This window comes from Streptomyces sp. NPDC058685 (assembly GCF_042714725.1).
In the GTDB taxonomy this organism is placed as follows: domain Bacteria; phylum Actinomycetota; class Actinomycetes; order Streptomycetales; family Streptomycetaceae; genus Streptomyces.
In genome coordinates this window covers 1-17,166 of the sequence record NZ_JBHXSL010000051.1, presented here as the reverse complement: position 1 = coordinate 17,166, position 17,166 = coordinate 1, and the positions used below count along the sequence as shown (strand labels likewise).

Sequence of the window (17,166 nt, the reverse complement as noted above, 5' to 3'; positions counted from 1 at the left end):
TTCGCGCTGTGTTCCAGCGCTGTCAGACGGCTTCCAGGTCCACGGTGACGGAGAAAGGCGCGGCAGCCTTGATCGGGCCGGTGAACATCTCGCCGTCCCTGTACGCCTTGGTGGCGGGGTCGAGAACGTAGGTATAGGTGATGGGGACACCGGTGGCGGCCTGTTCGACACGCCAGTAGAAGGGGATGCCTGCCTTGGCGTACTGGTCCACCTTCACGATCCGGTCGGTGGTCTCCGAGCCGGGCGATACGACCTCGACGACCAGGAGGACGTGTTCCGGGCGGGTGGGCGTGAGGTCGATGGTCTCCGCGCGGTAGACGATGACGTCCGGACGGCGGTTGGTGAGCGGAACGTCCTGCAGGCGGACGTCGAAGTCTGTGTCCGCGTTCCAGTCCGGGCCTGCGGCGGCGTCCAGAGCATTGGCCAGGACCCGGGCGAGGCGGTTGGGCCTCTTGGACGCGCTCGGCTCACAACGACCATCCCGTCCACGATCTCGATGCCGGCACACTGCTCCTCGGACCAGGAGTCGTACTGCTCCGCGCTGATCTGCGTATGCATCCACGCGGGCGCCACCATCTCGGCGGTCATGGTGTGCCTCCTTCGAGGAGCTTCAACAGCCCGACGCTGCTGGGCTCAGCCTACTGTTCCGTGATCCGGGGGCGCCCGACTTGGGGAGGGCCCCTTGCCCTCCCCCGTCTCTTCCGTATCAGCGCACCCACCCCTGCTGTCGGTGCGCCGCGCATGAGGTTCGGCCGACCGAGGCAGGGCCCGTGCGGGCTTCGCCGGTGCCATCGGGCCTTGTGAGAGGCTGGGCCGTATGAACCGGCTGGCCGACGAGACCTCGCCCTATCTGCTTCAGCACGCCTCGAACCCCGTGGACTGGTGGCCCTGGTCGCCGGAGGCTTTCGAGGAAGCGCGGAAGCGCGGCGTACCCGTGCTGCTGTCGGTCGGCTACGCGGCCTGCCACTGGTGTCATGTCATGGCGCACGAGTCGTTCGAGGACGAGGCGACCGCCTCGTACATGAACGAGCACTTTGTCAACGTCAAGGTCGACCGCGAGGAACGCCCCGACGTCGACGCCGTCTACATGGAGGCCGTGCAGGCCGCCACCGGCCAGGGCGGCTGGCCGATGACCGTCTTCCTCACCGCCGACGCCGAGCCCTTCTACTTCGGTACGTACTTCCCGCCGCAGCCCCGCCAGGGCATGCCCTCCTTCCTTCAGGTCCTCGACGGGGTCACGGTCGCCTGGCAGGACCGGCGCGAGGAAGTGGCCGAGGTCGCGCAGAACATCGTCCGCGATCTCGCCGGGCGGTCCCTCGCGGTCGGCGGGGCCGGGGTGCCCGGGGAGGAGGAGCTGGCGCAGGCGCTGCTCGGGCTCACCCGGGACTACGACGAGCGGCACGGCGGCTTCGGGGGCGCGCCCAAGTTCCCGCCGTCGATGGTGCTCGAGTTCCTGTTGCGCCACCACGCCCGCACCGGCGCCGAGGGCGCGCTCCAGATGGCGGCGGACACCTGCGAGGCGATGGCCCGCGGCGGTATCTACGACCAGCTCGGCGGCGGGTTCGCGCGCTACTCGGTGGACCGGGAGTTCGTGGTGCCGCACTTCGAGAAGATGCTCTACGACAACGCCCTCCTGTGCCGCGTGTACGCCCACCTGTGGCGGGCCACGGGCAGCGACCTCGCCCGCAGGGTCGCCCTGGAGACCGCCGACTTCATGGTGCGTGAACTGCGCACCGCCGAGGGCGGGTTCGCCTCCGCGCTGGACGCCGACAGCGACGACGGCAGCGGTCGGCACGTCGAGGGCGCGTACTACGTGTGGACGCCGCGGCAGCTGCGCGAGGCCCTGGGCGACGACGAGGGGCAGCGGGCCGCCGGGACCTTCGGGGTGACGGAGGAGGGGACCTTCGAGGAAGGCGCCTCCGTGCTGCAACTCCCGGACACGGAAGCCGATCCGGGGATGCGGGAGAGGCTGCTCGCCGCGCGGGAGCTGCGGCCCCGGCCGGAGCGGGACGACAAGATCGTGGCCGCCTGGAACGGGCTCGCCATCGCCGCGCTCGCCGAGGTGGGCGCGTACTTCGAGCGCCCGGACCTGATCGAGCGCGCCACCGAGGCGGCGGATCTGCTCGTCCGTCTGCACATCGACTTCTCCGCCACCGGAGCGCGGCTCACCCGTACCTCCAAGGACGGCAAGGCCGGTCGGAACGCCGGTGTGCTGGAGGACTACGCCGATGTCGCCGAGGGCTTTCTCGCGCTCGCCGGCACGACCGGTGAGGGGGTCTGGCTGGAGTTCGCGGGGTTCCTGCTGGACATCGTCATCGACCGGTTCACCGGCGAGGGCGGGGCGCTGTTCGACACGGCGCACGACGCCGAACGGCTGATCCGCCGCCCGCAGGACCCGACGGACAACGCCGCTCCGTCCGGGTGGACCGCCGCGGCCGGCGCGCTGCTGTCGTACGCGGCGCACACGGGCTCCCAGTCCCACCGCACGGCCGCCGAAGGTGCGCTCGGTGTGGTGAAGGCGCTCGGACCGCGGGCTCCGCGGTTCGTGGGCTGGGGGCTGGCGGTGGCCGAGGCGCTGCTCGACGGGCCGCGCGAGGTGGCGATCGTGGGTCCGGATGACGACCCGGCGACGAGCGAGCTGGTCCGTACGGCGCTGCTGAGCACCGCGCCGGGTGCGGTCGTGGCGGCGGGGTCACCGGACAGCGAGGAGTTCCCGCTGCTGCGTGACCGGGCGCTGGTGGAGGGCCGCCCGGCGGCCTATGTGTGCCGCGACTTCACCTGCCGGATGCCCACCACGGACGCGGATGAGCTGGCCGGACAACTCGGTGCATGAGGCCACCGGGTGACCGACGCGCGAGGTACCGGCGACACGCCCGCCCTGTTCCGGTAGACGCGTGAGGCGCGAGGCCCCGGGGTTTCGAGGGGTGGCCCCGCGGCTCACCGAAGGCGCAGGCCGCCCTGGAGGGTGTCCAGCGTCCGGTGGACGAGCGCGACCAGGTCGTCCTGCTGGCCGCGCTCGGCCCAGTGGATCAGGGCCTCCCGCAGCGCGCCCATGACGGCCGCCGTGAACACCCGCACGTCGAGGTCGTCGGGCTCCCGCCCGGCCCGTTCGGCGATCGCGCGTGCCAGCAGCAGGGCCGTCTCGGCCATGGTCCCGGTCATCCGCGCACGGAGTGCCGGGACCTCGACGACGAGCCGGCTGCGCTGACGCATCTCCTCGGGCTCCTCCGCGAGCATCGCGGCGAACGCTTCGGTGAGGGCGGCCCGCAGGGACTCCAGCGGCGGTTCGGCGGCGGGACGGGCCCGCAGGACGGCTTCCACGGCCCGGTCGTACTCGTCCGCGAGGACGATGTCCTCCTTGGTCGCGAAGTAGCGGAAGACCGTGGACGGCGACACGTCCGCCGCCTCCGCGATCTGCTCGACCGTGGTCGCCTCGTACCCGTGCGCGGCGATCAGCCGGAACGTCGCGCGGCGGATCGCGGTCCGGGTCCTGAGCTTCTTGCGTTCGCGCAGGCCCGGCCGCGCAGATGCCGCGACGGGTGGGTCGCCCGACGGGCTGCGTGTGGTGGCCGCCATGGCGGTCATTGTGCGGCATCGGCCGGCCGCGGAGCCGCTTCGGCGGCGCGGGAGCCGCTGCCGAATGACAGCGGCTCGCACAAGGTGGTGGCCGTCAGTGCTCGTAGGCGACCAGGGAGATTCCCACGTAGTGCACGACGAAGGCGGCCAGCGTGAGCGAGTGGAAGACCTCGTGGAAGCCGAACCACCGGGGCGAGGGGTTGGGCCGCCGGAGACCGTAGACCACGCCGCCCGCGCTGTAGAGCAGCCCTCCGACGACGACACAGACGAGCACCGCGATACCGCCGGTACGCAGGAAGTCGGGGAGGAAGAAGACCGCGGCCCAGCCCATCGCGATGTAGCAGGGCGTGTAGAGCCAGCGCGGCGCACCCACCCAGAAGACGCGGAAGGCGATCCCCGCGACGGCTGCCGCCCAGATCGCCCACATGAGTGGCCGGGCGGTCGCGTCGGGGAGCAGCAGCATCGTCAGCGGCGTGTAGGTGCCGGCGATGATCAGGAAGATGTTGGCGTGATCGAGCCTGCGCAGCACGGCCTCACCGCGCGGACCCCAGTTTCCGCGGTGGTAGATCGCGCTCACGCCGAACAGGAGGCAGGCGCTCAGCACATAGACCGCACACGCGATCCGTGCCTCGGTGGAGCCCGCGAACGTGGTCAGCACCAGCCCCGCGACCAGGACGGCCGGGAACATTCCGGCGTGCAGCCATCCGCGCAACCGGGGCTTGACCGGGGGCGGTTCTATCTCTGTCACATCGGGCGCTGCAGGCGTCATGTCTGGATGGTACCTACGCAACCGTAGGTAACGGACTCCTCCGGGCAGCGTGAGCTCCGCCTCCTTCGGGGTATCCGAGTGGCAATGCTCACGTGAGACGCCCTCTGGACATATGGGCGCACTCCACCGATGATCAGATGAGTGCGGTCGGCACCGGATGAGCGCCAGAAGAGTGAAGGGTCCGAAGCATCCGGGTCGCAGCCCCCACGGGGCACCAACCACCAAACCCTCTCTTAGGAGCGATCGTGGCGCGCGACATCGCGGCTCCCACCACCGTCCCCACCAGCCACCAGGAGCTCATCTCCTGGGTCGACGAGATCGCAGCAATCACGGAACCGGACAGCGTCGTCTGGTGTGACGGATCAGAAGCCGAGTACGAGCGCCTGTGCGGAGAGCTCGTCGCCAAGGGAACGTTCACGAAGCTTGACCCCATCAAGCGTCCGAACTCCTACTACGCCGCGTCCGACCCGACCGACGTCGCCCGTGTCGAGGACCGCACCTTCATCTGCTCCGAGAAGGAGGCGGACGCCGGCCCCACGAACCACTGGAAGGCGCCCGGGGAGATGAAGGAGATCTTCGCCGGGGAGAAGGGCATCTTCCGCGGCTCGATGCGCGGCCGCACGATGTACGTCGTGCCGTTCTGCATGGGTCCGCTGGGCTCGCCGCTGTCGGCCATCGGCGTCGAGATCACCGACTCCGCCTACGTCGCCGTCTCCATGCGCACCATGACCCGCATGGGACAGCCCGTCCTCGACGAGCTCGGCTCCGACGGCTTCTTCGTCAAGGCCGTCCACACCCTCGGTGCTCCTCTCGCCGAGGGCGAGGAGGACGTGCCCTGGCCGTGCAACTCGACCAAGTACATCTCGCACTTCCCCGAGACCCGCGAGATCTGGTCGTACGGCTCCGGCTACGGCGGCAACGCCCTGCTCGGCAAGAAGTGCTACGCCCTGCGCATCGCGTCCGTCATGGCGCGCGACGAGGGCTGGCTCGCCGAGCACATGCTGATCCTCAAGCTCACGCCCCCGCACGGTGAGTCCAAGTACGTGGCGGCGGCCTTCCCGTCCGCGTGCGGCAAGACGAACCTCGCCATGCTGGAGCCCACCATCTCCGGCTGGACCGTGGAGACCATCGGCGACGACATCGCGTGGATGCGGTTCGGCGAGGACGGCCGGCTGTACGCGATCAACCCCGAGGCGGGCTTCTTCGGTGTCGCGCCCGGCACCGGCGAGCACACCAACGCCAACGCCATGAAGACCCTGTGGGGCAACGCCGTCTTCACCAACGTCGCGCTCACCGACGACAACGACATCTGGTGGGAGGGCATGACCGAGGAGGCCCCGGCCCACCTCACGGACTGGAAGGGCAACGACTGGACGCCCGCGTCCGAGACGCCGGCCGCCCACCCCAACGCCCGCTTCACCGTGCCCGCCTCGCAGTGCCCGATCGCCGCGCCGGAGTGGGAGGACCCGAAGGGCGTGCCGATCTCGGCGATCCTCTTCGGCGGCCGCCGCGCCTCCGCCGTGCCGCTGGTCACCGAGTCCTTCACCTGGAACCACGGTGTCTTCCTCGGCGCGAACGTCGCCTCCGAGAAGACCGCCGCGGCCGAGGGCAAGGTCGGCGAGCTGCGCCGCGACCCGTTCGCGATGCTGCCGTTCTGCGGCTACAACATGGGCGACTACATGGCCCACTGGGTCAAGGTCGGCGCCGACAAGGACCAGGCCAAGCTGCCGAAGATCTACTACGTGAACTGGTTCCGCAAGAACGAGGCGGGCAAGTTCGTGTGGCCCGGCTTCGGCGAGAACAGCCGCGTCCTGAAGTGGATCGTCGAGCGCCTCGACGGCAAGGCCGAGGGCGTCGAGACCCCGATCGGCATCCTGCCGACGCGTGCGGCGCTCGACACCGACGGGCTCGACATGCCGGAGGAGGACCTCGACTACCTGCTCAAGGTCGACAACGAGATCTGGCGCGAGGAGGCCGCACTGGTTCCCGAGCACCTGAACACCTTCGGCGACCACACGCCCAAGGAGCTGTGGGACGAGTACCGGTCGCTGGTCGCCCGTCTGGGCTGACGGCCCCCGGCGCTCGCGGCGGACCCGTCCGACAGCCGCCCTGACCTGTGGGGTCACCTCAGGTCCGCCGCGTTCCCGGCCCCCGGAAGCCCCCTCACGGCGTCCGGGGGCCGGGCCCTTTCCCGGACCCTTTCCCGTGGGGCCCTCTCCCGTTGGGTCCGTCGGGCTCCTCCCCGCCGGACCCGCCCCGGTTCAGGCCGTGCCCCACCGGTCCTCCAGATAGCGGGTGTGGGTCTGCTGCCGGCGGGACTCCGCCTCGCGCAGGCCCGTCGCGATGCTGTCCGCCTCGGCGAACAGCACCCCGAGCTGCCGCTCCAGATGCCGCTCCGGCGGCTCCGTCCCCGGGTTCAGCCGGGTCCACCAGCGAGCGCGGTTGTAGGTGTCCACCGACTCGGGGATGTCCCGGCGGATCGCCCGGGACAGCGCGTGCACCGCCTCCGGGTCCACGGACAGCGCCTCCGCGACCCAGCCGGGTTCGAGCAGCGCGGCGAGCAGCTGGTCGAGCTCGGTCAGCCTGCCCGCCGCGGCGGGCGGCAGCTCCACCTCGGCCAGATAGGTGTGCAGCCGGGCGAAGTCGCCCCGCAGCGCCTCCAGCCGGTCCGCGGTGTCGGGGAAGTCGGGCGTGGCCGGCCGCTCGGGCGGGGCGATCAGCGCGCCCGCGCCGTAGAGCCCCGCGACGACGAACGGCCAGTACGCGCCCGCGAGTCCGGTGAAGGTCAGCGTGAGCCCGACGAGCCCGCAGGCGGATCCGACGATGTTCTTGCGCGATTCGAGACAGCTCAGGGCGGTTCTACTGATAGCCACGGATCTCCTCGAAGGCGCCGTCCAGCGAGCCCTTGGTGGCGTCGAAGAGCCGGCCTCCCGTGAGGGAGGCGATGTGCTCCAGCTCCGCACGGTCGGAGTCGCCGAACAGGACGGGGAAGACGGGTGTGTGCCGGCGGTTCGCCGGCAGTCCCCGGTAGTAGGCGTCGAACGCGCCGGGTGCCTTCCCCGCCGTGTTCTCGCCGTCCGTCATCAGCACCACCGAGGTGAAGGTCTGTGCCGGATCGGCCTGCCCCAGCCGTTCGTACGCCTCCTGGAGACTGCTGTAGATCGCGGTCTCGCCCTCGGCGGTCAGCGAACGCGCCGTGGCGCGGATCGCCGTACGCGCGGCGGCCGGGGCGGCCGGATCGACCCGGTGCGTGCTCACCCGCTTGACGGCCGAGCCGAACGGCATCAGCGTCACCTCCTCGCGGTCCCGGAAGTCCTCGGTCAGCTCGCCCAGCGCGGCCTTGAGACGCTCCAGCCGGTCACCCTTCATGGAGCCGGAGGTGTCGAGGACGTAGACGGTCCGGGAGGGCCGGCGCAGCTTGTTCTCGTAGGCGTCGAGCAGTCCGTCCGCCACCGACCGGGTGCCGGGGAAGGGGAGTTCGCGTCGTGTGCCCTCGGCCAGAGCGGCGGCGGGCCGCACGCCGGCCACGACCGGTCGCCGCAGGGTCTTCTCGGTGATCGCCCGCTGCGCCTCCTCCCCGCGGAGGTACTCCGTGAGGGTCCGGCCCGCCTCGCGGGCGGCGCGCGAGGCGGAGTTGAGCAGGGTGAACGGGTAGTCCGCCGTCACGACACCGTCCCTCGGCCGGACGACGGCGAGGCTCCCGGGCTTCTCCCGGTTCATGGACAGCAGCACCGACTCGTAGTTGACGAGTGCGTCGACGTTGCCGCGCCGGGCGTACGCGGTGGCCAGCCAGCCGGACGAACCGGAGGTGAGCTGCTGCCCGGCGAAGAACTCCGTCAGCTTCGGGGTGGCGCGCCGGACATCGGCGTCGGTGAGCGCGGACTGTGCGCCGGAGAGTCCCGAGGCCACCGAGATCAGTGCGGAGAAGCCCGAGTTCGAGCGCACCGGATCGGTCATCCCGTACGTCAGCCGGCCGTCGGCGACGGCCCGGTGGACCTGCGTCCAGGTGACCTGTTCCGGGTTCCAGCCGAGCCGCGCGACGGTCTGCGGCTTCACACCGATGGCGACGGGCGAGGTCATGACGGGGGTCTCGCTGCTGATCCGCCGGGCCATGCCGGGCCGCAGCCGCAGATAGTCGTTGGACGACAGCCAGACGGCGTCGTACTTCCCGTCGGCCCTTCCGGAGGCGATCTCTTCGACGGCGTCGAGCGTTCCGCCGTACGTCGCCTTCACACCGACACCGGTGGCCTCGCGTGCCGCGTCGAACACGGGCTGCATGTCGGCGAGTTCACTGGAGGCGAGCACCCGGAGCGTGGCCGGGGAGTTCCTGCCGGAGTCCGGCTCGGGGGCGGCGGTGTCCGTCGTACAGGCGCCGAGCAGCGCGATGAGCGCGAGGCCCACGACCGCGCCGGGGGCGCGAGGACGGAGTCCTCGGGTGCGGGCGGGTCTCACAGCGCGCCCCCGTCCAGCGCGTCGGTCGTCCGTGTGCGCTCCAGATACGCGCCGGCCGTGCGCAGTTCCCCGGCCAGCGAATCCACCGTCGCCGCCATCGACTCCGTCGCCTGGACCTTGTAGGTGTCGATCGCGTCGAGCGTCCGGTAGATCTGCTGGAAGGCCGTCCGCAGGGTTTCCGCCCCCACCGCCGGGTCCGCGGCGATGCGCTGGATCTCCCCGCTCTGGGTGGCGAGCATCTCCGCGTTGCCGCGGATCAGGTCCTCCGTCGTCGAGCGCAGCGTGTTGACCTGCTCGGTGACCTTCCGCTGGCTCTCCAGCGCCGACGCCAGCATCACCGCGATCCGCAGCGCCGAGACGGTGGTCGTCGCGGCCCGGTCGACGCCCTTGATGAGCTCCTCGTTGTTGCGCCGCACGACGTCCATGGCCAGATAACCCTGCGCGCACACCGCGAGCTGCGTCAGCAGGTCCTGGTGCTTCTGCCGGACGGGGAAGAGGACGTCCGCGCGCAGGGCGTCGGCCTGGACGGGGTCGGTGCCCTCGACGGAGACGATGCGCTCCACGACGGCGTTGTCGAGCGCCTCGGTGAGCACCGCGTACTCCTGGAGCTTGCCCATCGTCTCCCACAGTCGCGTGCGCTCGGTGTGGAGAGCCGCGTTGTCGCGCCGCAGTTCGTCCTGGCCGCCGCGGAGCGAGCCCACGATCCTGTTGAGCGTCGCCTGCGATGACGCGTACTTCGCCACATGGTCGCGGAGCCTGTTGCCGCCGGGCAGCCGGGACAGCAGCCGGCGGGCGCCCCTGCCGGGGGTCTCGCGCGGGTCCAGGTCCTCGACCGTGCGCCGGAGTTCGACGAGACTGGAGCCGACGCGGGACTGCGCGTCCTCGCCGCCGGCGGACAGCGAACGCACCGTCCGGTCGAGCATCCGGTTGGACTGCTGGGCGGCGCTGCGGATGTCGCCGGAGCCGAGTGCCGCGATCTCGCCGATGCGGGTCGCGAACTCCGGCGAGCGGGCGTCGAGCCCCGCCAGCGAGGAGACGTACTCGGTGGCCCGCCGGTTCATCTCCGTACGGGCGGAGTCGTCCACCGGCACGAGGCCGGCCGCCTGCTCGGCGCGGACGGGCGCCACCGGTTCGGGCGGGGTGAGGACCAGTGCTTCCGTGCCGATCTCGGTCATTCTGATCCCCCCTGGGACCGGGTCCCCCGCGCCATCGTGTGCAGGACCTCGGAGGTCGGCACGGGCGCCTGGCGGACACCGGTCAGCTTCTGGTTCAGATAGGCGGTGTGACCGGCGGTGGCGGCGGTGAACTCGGCGGCGGCCCCCTGTGGCCGGAAGCCGTGCCGTACGGCCAGTTCGCGCAGCCGCCGGTCGGATGCGAGCAGTTCGCCGAGTGCCCGTCCGTCCTCGGTGAGCGGGACGAGCGTGTGGTCGCTGGAGACGGTGGTGTCGGGGTAGAGGACGACGAGGTCGCCGACCTCCTGGTGCCGCATCAGCAGGGAGGCCACCTGCGACTCGTACACCAGGACCAGCGGATTGCCGACTCCGCTGATGAAGTCCCGGAAGGGCGCGTCGCTGCTGGTCTGCTGGGCGCCCTGGACGCTGATGAGCTTCTTCAGCAGCGGTGCGGTACGGGCCACGGCGGCCCTGTCCGCGGCGACCCGCCCTCCGTCGGCGACGTACGAGGCCGCGGCCAGATACAGCGCTCCGGAGTTGGAGGCGACGGGATCCGTGCTCGTGATGAACACGGTCCCGGTCAACTCGGGGTGCGGGCCCGTTCCCTTCAGCTGCTGCCAGGTCCGGTCGGCGCGTGCGGCGGCCAGATACGGGCCCATGCGCAGGGTGCCGGTGGAAGCGCCGCTGAGGGTGGCGAGCCCGTTGCCGGCGAGCACCTTGGCGGCGGCGCTGTGGGCGACGACGACCAGCGGCGAGTAGAAGGGGCGGATCGGACCGCCGCCGACGCCCGACCCGCGCCGCAGTTCGTCGGCCGGCGCCTTGGACGACGGAAAGGCGAAGTCCTGCTCCTTCAGGGGCAGTTCCTCCATGGCCCAGGAGCCCGAGGTCTCTGCCTTGACGGTGAATCCCTTGGCAGCAAGGGCCTTCACCACGTCGGGATCGGCGAAGAACTCCGCCTTCTCCGATCCGATCACTCCACGCACGGTCTTCGTTGCCGTGCTCGGGTCCTGGCTCTCGCGGCCTGCGACGACGGCTACTGCCACTCCGCCGATCAGCAGCACCGCCAGGACGATTCCCACGATGCGTCTCACAGCACAGAGCGTGCTCGCGGAATTACACATTCCGGGATGATTCCGGTGGACGCGAAGTGAAGGGCCGATCCCGGAATGCAACCGGAATCAGCCAATCGAAACATCAGGGGCTCACGGCCCCGAACTCCACCGCCGGCCGGGATTCCAAGGGTCTGCGGGCAGCCCCCGGTCCCGCCCGAGGGCTGTTGGTGGCACCCGGTCCACGCGCCTCCGCGGCCCGTGGACCGGGGCCGTCAGGGGGCGCCGACCAGGCGCGGTTCGGCCAGTGCGGCCGCGTGGGCGTCCATGCGCTCGGCGGAGAGGATCGCGACCGCCGTGTCAGCGCGGGACGCGGCGACGACGAGGGCGCGGCCGGCCAGATCGTGGGCGCGCCGGTGCAGGGCGGCGGTGTCGCTGCCACGCCGGCCCGCGTGCCGGACCGGGGGTGTGCCGCGCAGCCGGGTGATCTGGGACGCGATCTGCTCGGCGGCGTCGTCGATCCCGAGTTCGTCCGTGACGGCGAGCAGCGCGGAGAGGTGACCGGCGAGCTGGATGTCCAGCTCGTCCTCGCGGCTGCGGTGCGGGTACGCGTCGTCGTCGGCCATCGAGTGGATGGACTTGGTGCGGATCGGCTCGTACATGGGGATGGCCTCCTGCTCACTGTCAGGAGACCATCCTACATTGGATTCTGTCTAAAGTTGAGTCCGGTCGGAAATCGTGGGTGCGGACGCCTCAGGGCTGGCTGTAACCGTCCAGGAAGTTCCCGATCCGGGTCACGGCGTCCGCCAGCTCCTTCGCGGCGGGCAGCGTCACGATGCGGAAGTGATCCGGCTCGGGCCAGTTGAAGCCCGTCCCGTGGACCACCATGATCTTCTCGGCGCGCAGCAGGTCGAGCACCATCTGGCGGTCGTCCTTGAGCTTGTAGACCTGGGGGTCCAGCCGCGGGAAGAGGTACAGCGCCCCCTTCGGCTTCACGCAGGTCACCCCGGGGATCTGCGTGAGCAGGTCGTACGCCACGTCCCGCTGCTCCAGAATCCGCCCGCCGGGCAGCACCAGGTCCTCGATCGACTGCCGTCCGCCGAGCGCCGTCGCCACCGCGTGCTGCGAGGGCATGTTCGCGCACAACCGCATATTGGCCAGGATCGTCAGGCCCTCGATGTAGGACGAGGCGTGGGACTTGGGGCCGCAGACCGCCATCCACCCGGAGCGGTAGCCGGCGACGCGGTAGTTCTTGGAGAGCCCGTTGAAGGTGAGGACCATCAGATCGGGCGCCACGGCGGCGGTCGGGGTGTGGGTGGCGCCGTCGTAGAGGATCTTGTCGTAGATCTCGTCGGAGCAGACGATCAGACCGTGCCTGCGGGCGATCTCGGTGAGACCGCGCAGCATCTCGTCGTCGTACACCGCGCCGGTGGGGTTGTTCGGGTTGATGACCACGATCGCCTTGGTGCGGTCGGTGATCTTCCGTTCGATGTCGGTGAGGTCCGGCATCCAGTCGGACTGCTCGTCGCACCGGTAGTGCACGGCGGTGCCGCCGGCGAGGGAGACGGAGGCCGTCCACAGCGGATAGTCCGGAGCGGGTACGAGCACCTCGTCGCCGTCGTCCAGCAGCGCCTGCATGGACATCTGGATCAGTTCGGAGACGCCGTTGCCGAGGTAGACGTCCTCGACGTCCAGGTCGATGCCCTTGGTCTGGTAGTGCTGCATGACCGCGCGCCGGGCGGACAGCAGCCCCTTGGCGTCGCCGTAGCCGTGGGCGTCACCGAGATTGCGGAGGATGTCCTCCAGGATCTCCGGCGGGCACTCGAACCCGAAGGCTGCGGGGTTGCCGGTGTTGAGCTTGAGGATGCGGTGACCTGCTGCCTCCAGCCGCATCGCTTCCTCCAGGACCGGGCCCCGGATCTCGTAACAGACATTGGCGAGCTTCGTCGACTGGATCACCTGCATGTCCGTGAGCTTACGGGCGCGTAACGGTGATCGCTGCGTGTTTTCGCCCACGACGGCCGGTGGGAATGTCCGCTTTGGCGTGCGGCCTCGGTCGAGGAGGGCTCGGCCCTTCGAAACGTCAGCCGAGGCGGGCCGCCTGCCTGCGATGTCCCCGGCGCGGGCCCGGCGCGCGGACCGGGGATGTTGCGCTCGTCACGCCACGGGACGGAGCCGCGGGGGCCGTGGCCATCCCGTCGTCCCGGCCACCGCGCGGGTGACCGGGACGCCGTGCTTACTCAGGTCTGTTCAGAAGAGGCTACGGGCACTCCTTCCAGGCCATCCGGTAGATGGTGTTGATCGCTCCGTCCGTCGAGTCCATCGTCATGAAGCTCGTCGTCTTCTTCGGGTCGGAGGTGCCGGCGTTCACGCGCACTTCGGTGTTGATGTTGAAGTTGCGCTTCGCTCCGCACGCGGCCCAGACGAGCTGGCCCCACTCGGTGGTGTCCGTGGCCTGCCAGTTGTCCTGGACAGGTCCGCTGAAGGGGTGGGTTCTCGCCGCGGTGTCCGGCGATCCCTGGAAGTAGTACGAGGCTTTCTGGGTGGCGGTCGCGCCTCTCTCCAGGCTGGCGAAGCCGCGGTAGTCCGCGCTGGCGACCGCGTACGTGAAGCCGTTCGGCACATGCACGATCAGGCTGAGCTGGCAGTTCTTGCGGAAGTCGGTGGGCGAGGCTCCCACGCCGACCTTCGCGAGGTACTCGCTGTAGGTCACGGTGAAGGCCGTGTTGTCCGGGGCGACCGCCACCGCGGCGCTGCCGGGACGACATCCGGATCCGTTGACCGTCGCGACCTCGATCACGATTTTGTCCGGGGGCGCGACGATGGACGCGGATGCGTTCTGAGAGGCCAGCAGCGAACCCAGAATTGCGGCTGTCGCGCCGCCCGCTAAAAGTGCACGGGACATGATTCTCCCATCGGGGGAAATGTGAGGGGTCGATCCGGAAGAATGCATGGGCTAGCCATGGACATGTCAACCCTTCAATGATTTCGGGGTGTTTCTCGAAGAGCCGGATCGAGTGGAATGCTAGGTACCAACGCAGGGGCTGGCTAGGTGCGTTATCGGCCTACTCGGCCTGAACGGGCGCGCAGTAACCTCCGGGACCCACGACCACAACCTCGGGGCCCCACGACAACGGCCCCGAGGGGCACTTTCGTGCTCCTCGGGGCCGCTTTGTGCTGAATGTCAGTCGTTGGCGCAGGCGTTGCCGAAGGCCGGGTTCAGCAGCGCGATCACGTTCACCGTGTTGCCGCAGACGTTCACGGGCACGTGGACGGGAACCTGGACCAGGTTGCCGGACAGCACGCCGGGCGAACCGGCAGCGGCGCCCTCGGCACCCGAGTCGGCCATGGCGGGGGCAGCGGAACCCAGGGCCATGACGACGCCCGCGAAGACGACTGCAGCCTTCTTGCTCTTCATTTCTTTGATCCTTTCAGCAGTGGTGTCGTACGCAGGTGCGACCGTCGCGCTGCGCTGCCAGTTTCCTGTTCATGAACACCGCTGCAAAATGAGTAACGATTGAATTCCTGCAAGGAAACTTCCTGAAGGCCATGAGTTTGGGAATCATTCTCCCCGTGTCGCGGGAAGAATTGACACCTCTCATGAATGCGCCCCCGAGCGCACAACGCTCAGGGGCGCACAGATGACCCAGGGGGTCAGTCGTTGGCAGCGCCGTTGCCGGAGAGGACCGGGATCTGGCTGAGGATGTGCGACAGCGGGTCGTCACCCTTGACCTGGGTCGAGTTCTCGGTGCACTGCTGGTTCTGCTGGGTCGTCAGGATGTCCTGGACCGTGATCGGGATGAGGCCCGCGACGGAACCGATGTCACCCTTGATCGGCAGGCCGACACAGGGCTTGTTGAGCGAGCCCTGGATGAGGCCGATCTGCGGGCTCATGTCGCCGTCCGTGGCGAAGTTGCCGTAGGCCTGCGAGGCGCCGTTGCCGCTCAGCGCGGTGGTCTCGTTGCCGTCACCGACGGCCAGGGCCTGCGGGGCCATCGCAGCGCCGACGCCCACCATCGAAGCGGTGACCGCTGCGGTAGCCAGAATCTTCTTGATCACTTTTTGTCCCTTTTCGCTTTGAACGATCGATCGTGGAGCAGGCTGATCAACTGCATTCGACGGGTTTGGTTCCGCGTCTTCACCCGAATGCCACAATCTGTTGGCGCCCGGCACGGTGTATCGGCGGAAGGCCGACACGCGGCCCTCCGCCGACGGAGCGGATCGCCCTACCGGGTGCGTCATGCCAGAACTGGCACGACCGCCCCACGGCGCAGTGCGCCGCCGGCTGGAGGCTTGCACCCGGAAGCAGATCCCGTGCACGGCCTGCTCGGCCATTCAAGCACCGGCGAGCGGTCTCAACGCTCGGATTTCACCCGTTTGCCGAATGAATTCGAGGCGCCCGGAGAATTCCGCGCCGGGTGCACAATGTCCCGGTCCACACGGCAATCGAATCGGTGAAATCAAATGACAATCATGGCGACGGAATCAGTGCCCGTCGAAGAGCGCGGACGGCACCGGGAGGGCCGCGAAGGCGTCGGTGCCGGGCGGGTGTTCGCCTGGCTTCTGGTGGTCACGGGTGCGGGGGGTCTGCTGGCTTCGTGGGTCATCACGATCGACAAGTTCAAGCTGCTGGAGGACCCGTCGTTCACGCCGGGGTGCAGTCTGAATCCGGTGGTGTCCTGCGGGAACATCATGAAGAGCGAGCAGGCGGCGGCGTTCGGGTTCCCGAATCCGATGCTGGGTCTGGTCACGTACGGCATGGTGATCGCGATCGGTGCGGGGCTGCTGGCGGGTGCGCGGTACCGGCGGTGGTTCTGGCTGGGGCTGAACGCGGGCGCTCTGTTCGGGGTGGGGTTCTGTACGTGGCTGCAGTACCAGTCGCTGTACAACATCAACGCCCTGTGTCTGTGGTGCTCGTTGGCGTGGGTGGCGACGATCGTGATGTTCTGCTACGTCACCGTGCACAACGTCAAGCACCGGGTGATCAGGGTCCCTGAGGGGCTGCGCAGCGGTCTGCTGGAGTTCCACTGGATGCCGCCGGTGCTGTGGATCGGCATCATCGGCATGCTGATCCTCACCCGCTGGTGGGACTTCTGGACCGGCTGAGCCCAGCCGGGGGAGCCTTCCCCCGTACGACAGCACCGGGCCCCCCGTGCCGATGGCGACGGGGGGCCCGGTGCGTGCCGGCAGGTGGGACTACTCGTTGCCCACGCCGTTGCCCGAGAGCACCGGGATCTGGCTGAGAAGGTGCGACAGGGTGTCGTCGCCCTTGACCTGCGTGGAGTTCTCGGCGCACTGCTGGTTCTGCTGGGTCGTCAGCAGGTCCTGGACGGTGATCGGCACGGCGCCGATGACGGAACCGACGTCGAGCTTCGCCGGCAGGCCGACGCAGGGCTTGTTGAGCGAGCCCTGGACGAGGCCGAGCTGGGTGCTCTGCTCACCGTCGGTGGCGAAGTTGCCGTAAGCCTGCGAGGCGCCGTTGCCGCTCAGCGCCGTCGTGTCATTGCCGTTGCCGACGGCCATAGCCTGCGGGGCCATCGACGCCCCCGCGGCAGCCACGGAAAGGGTGATCGCGGCAGTTGCCATAACCTTCTTGAGCATGTTCCGTCCTTCTGTTGCCTGGATGCCCGCTGCTGGAGCGCCCTGACAACCAGTGGCCCGGGCGAATGGTTCCGACGGTTCACTCAAATGGTCTTGTCCGGCCCGCGCGGCAATACGGATCGCGGAAGGCCCGGCGCGTACACGCATTGCTCCGAATGGGGGGCAGTGGCGAGGCGTGCGTGTCATCTCTGTGCCTCATCCGTTTTGATCCGTGTGAGCCCGGACCCCGGGCAAACCATCGAACAGAAGGTGCTGTTTCCATGAAGACTGCCAAGAAGGCCGCCCTGGTCCTCGCCACTGCTGGTCTCGCCGCCGGTTCCGCCGCCGGTTCGGCGTTCGCCGACTCCGGCGCCGAGGGTGGAGCCGCCCACTCCCCGGGTGTCCTGTCCGGCAACGTGGCCCAGGTCCCGGTCCACATCCCGGTGAACGTCTGCGGCAACAGCGTCAACGTGATCGGCGCCCTGAACCCGGCGTTCGGCAACGTCTGCGCGAACGACTGATCTCCGCTTGTGCGTTCCCAGGGTGGCGCCCCGGTCCTGACCGGGGC

The 17,166-nt window shown here is 69.5% G+C and carries 16 protein-coding genes and 1 pseudogene; 4 read left to right on the top strand and 13 right to left on the bottom strand.

Features of this window, described 5'->3' with window-relative positions; translation table 11 throughout:
- Positions 1 to 22: 22 nt before the first annotated feature.
- Positions 23 to 588: pseudogene (locus ACFWU3_RS29800) on the bottom strand (Uma2 family endonuclease).
- 229 nt (positions 589 to 817) lie between these two features.
- On the opposite strand from ACFWU3_RS29800, the gene ACFWU3_RS29795 reads away from it, so the two are divergent.
- The gene (locus ACFWU3_RS29795; RefSeq protein ID WP_384443885.1) at positions 818 to 2,833 is read left to right on the top strand and encodes a thioredoxin domain-containing protein; all 2,016 of its coding nucleotides are present in this window, start codon (positions 818 to 820) and stop codon (positions 2,831 to 2,833) included.
- 104 nt (positions 2,834 to 2,937) lie between these two features.
- On the opposite strand, the gene ACFWU3_RS29790 is transcribed toward ACFWU3_RS29795, so the two are convergent.
- A complete protein-coding gene (locus ACFWU3_RS29790; RefSeq protein WP_384443883.1) occupies positions 2,938 to 3,576 on the bottom strand; it encodes a TetR/AcrR family transcriptional regulator in 639 nt (212 codons plus the stop codon).
- A gap of 94 nt (positions 3,577 to 3,670) precedes the next feature.
- Positions 3,671 to 4,345 (bottom strand): hemolysin III family protein, encoded by a 675-nt coding sequence (locus tag ACFWU3_RS29785; RefSeq protein ID WP_384443881.1) that lies wholly within the window; start codon positions 4,343 to 4,345, stop codon positions 3,671 to 3,673.
- A 245-nt stretch (positions 4,346 to 4,590) separates the two neighbouring features.
- On the opposite strand from ACFWU3_RS29785, the gene ACFWU3_RS29780 reads away from it, so the two are divergent.
- Entirely contained in the window at positions 4,591 to 6,414 is a 1,824-nt protein-coding gene (locus tag ACFWU3_RS29780) for a phosphoenolpyruvate carboxykinase (GTP) (protein WP_384443879.1), read from the top strand.
- A gap of 192 nt (positions 6,415 to 6,606) precedes the next feature.
- Here ACFWU3_RS29780 and ACFWU3_RS29775 read toward each other — a convergent pair whose 3' ends face one another.
- From ACFWU3_RS29775 to ACFWU3_RS29735, 9 genes are all read right to left on the bottom strand, one after another.
- Complete coding sequence (locus ACFWU3_RS29775; protein WP_384443877.1) at positions 6,607 to 7,218, bottom strand: hypothetical protein; 612 nt, start codon at positions 7,216 to 7,218, stop codon at positions 6,607 to 6,609.
- A complete protein-coding gene (locus ACFWU3_RS29770; RefSeq protein WP_384443875.1) occupies positions 7,205 to 8,797 on the bottom strand; it encodes a substrate-binding domain-containing protein in 1,593 nt (530 codons plus the stop codon). The genes ACFWU3_RS29775 and ACFWU3_RS29770 overlap by 14 nt, the downstream gene beginning before the upstream one ends.
- The gene (locus ACFWU3_RS29765) at positions 8,794 to 9,972 is read right to left on the bottom strand and encodes a toxic anion resistance protein (protein ID WP_384443873.1); all 1,179 of its coding nucleotides are present in this window, start codon (positions 9,970 to 9,972) and stop codon (positions 8,794 to 8,796) included. Before ACFWU3_RS29765 ends, ACFWU3_RS29770 begins: the two co-directional genes overlap by 4 nt.
- Positions 9,969 to 11,060: a hypothetical protein gene (locus ACFWU3_RS29760; protein WP_384443871.1), complete on the bottom strand. Its 1,092-nt coding sequence runs from the start codon at positions 11,058 to 11,060 to the stop codon at positions 9,969 to 9,971. Before ACFWU3_RS29760 ends, ACFWU3_RS29765 begins: the two co-directional genes overlap by 4 nt.
- 233 nt (positions 11,061 to 11,293) lie before the next feature.
- A complete protein-coding gene (locus ACFWU3_RS29755) occupies positions 11,294 to 11,680 on the bottom strand; it encodes a hypothetical protein (RefSeq protein WP_384443869.1) in 387 nt (128 codons plus the stop codon).
- Between the two features lie 91 nt (positions 11,681 to 11,771).
- Complete coding sequence (locus ACFWU3_RS29750) at positions 11,772 to 12,983, bottom strand: pyridoxal phosphate-dependent aminotransferase (protein ID WP_384443867.1); 1,212 nt, start codon at positions 12,981 to 12,983, stop codon at positions 11,772 to 11,774.
- A gap of 295 nt (positions 12,984 to 13,278) precedes the next feature.
- A complete protein-coding gene (locus ACFWU3_RS29745) occupies positions 13,279 to 13,923 on the bottom strand; it encodes a DUF4360 domain-containing protein (RefSeq protein WP_384443865.1) in 645 nt (214 codons plus the stop codon).
- Positions 13,924 to 14,202: 279 nt separating this feature from the next.
- Positions 14,203 to 14,436, bottom strand: a complete 234-nt coding sequence (locus tag ACFWU3_RS29740) for a chaplin (protein ID WP_384443863.1) — start codon at positions 14,434 to 14,436, stop codon at positions 14,203 to 14,205.
- Positions 14,437 to 14,672: 236 nt separating this feature from the next.
- Positions 14,673 to 15,077, bottom strand: a complete 405-nt coding sequence (locus ACFWU3_RS29735) for a rodlin (RefSeq protein WP_313944424.1) — start codon at positions 15,075 to 15,077, stop codon at positions 14,673 to 14,675.
- A 405-nt stretch (positions 15,078 to 15,482) separates the two neighbouring features.
- On the opposite strand from ACFWU3_RS29735, the gene ACFWU3_RS29730 reads away from it, so the two are divergent.
- Positions 15,483 to 16,124: a vitamin K epoxide reductase family protein gene (locus ACFWU3_RS29730; protein WP_384443861.1), complete on the top strand. Its 642-nt coding sequence runs from the start codon at positions 15,483 to 15,485 to the stop codon at positions 16,122 to 16,124.
- Between the two features lie 90 nt (positions 16,125 to 16,214).
- Here ACFWU3_RS29730 and ACFWU3_RS29725 read toward each other — a convergent pair whose 3' ends face one another.
- Positions 16,215 to 16,619 (bottom strand): rodlin, encoded by a 405-nt coding sequence (locus ACFWU3_RS29725; RefSeq protein ID WP_313944423.1) that lies wholly within the window; start codon positions 16,617 to 16,619, stop codon positions 16,215 to 16,217.
- Positions 16,620 to 16,879: 260 nt separating this feature from the next.
- Between ACFWU3_RS29725 and ACFWU3_RS29720 the strand changes: the two genes are divergently transcribed.
- Positions 16,880 to 17,119 (top strand): chaplin, encoded by a 240-nt coding sequence (locus ACFWU3_RS29720; protein WP_313944422.1) that lies wholly within the window; start codon positions 16,880 to 16,882, stop codon positions 17,117 to 17,119.
- Positions 17,120 to 17,166 lie beyond the last annotated feature (47 nt).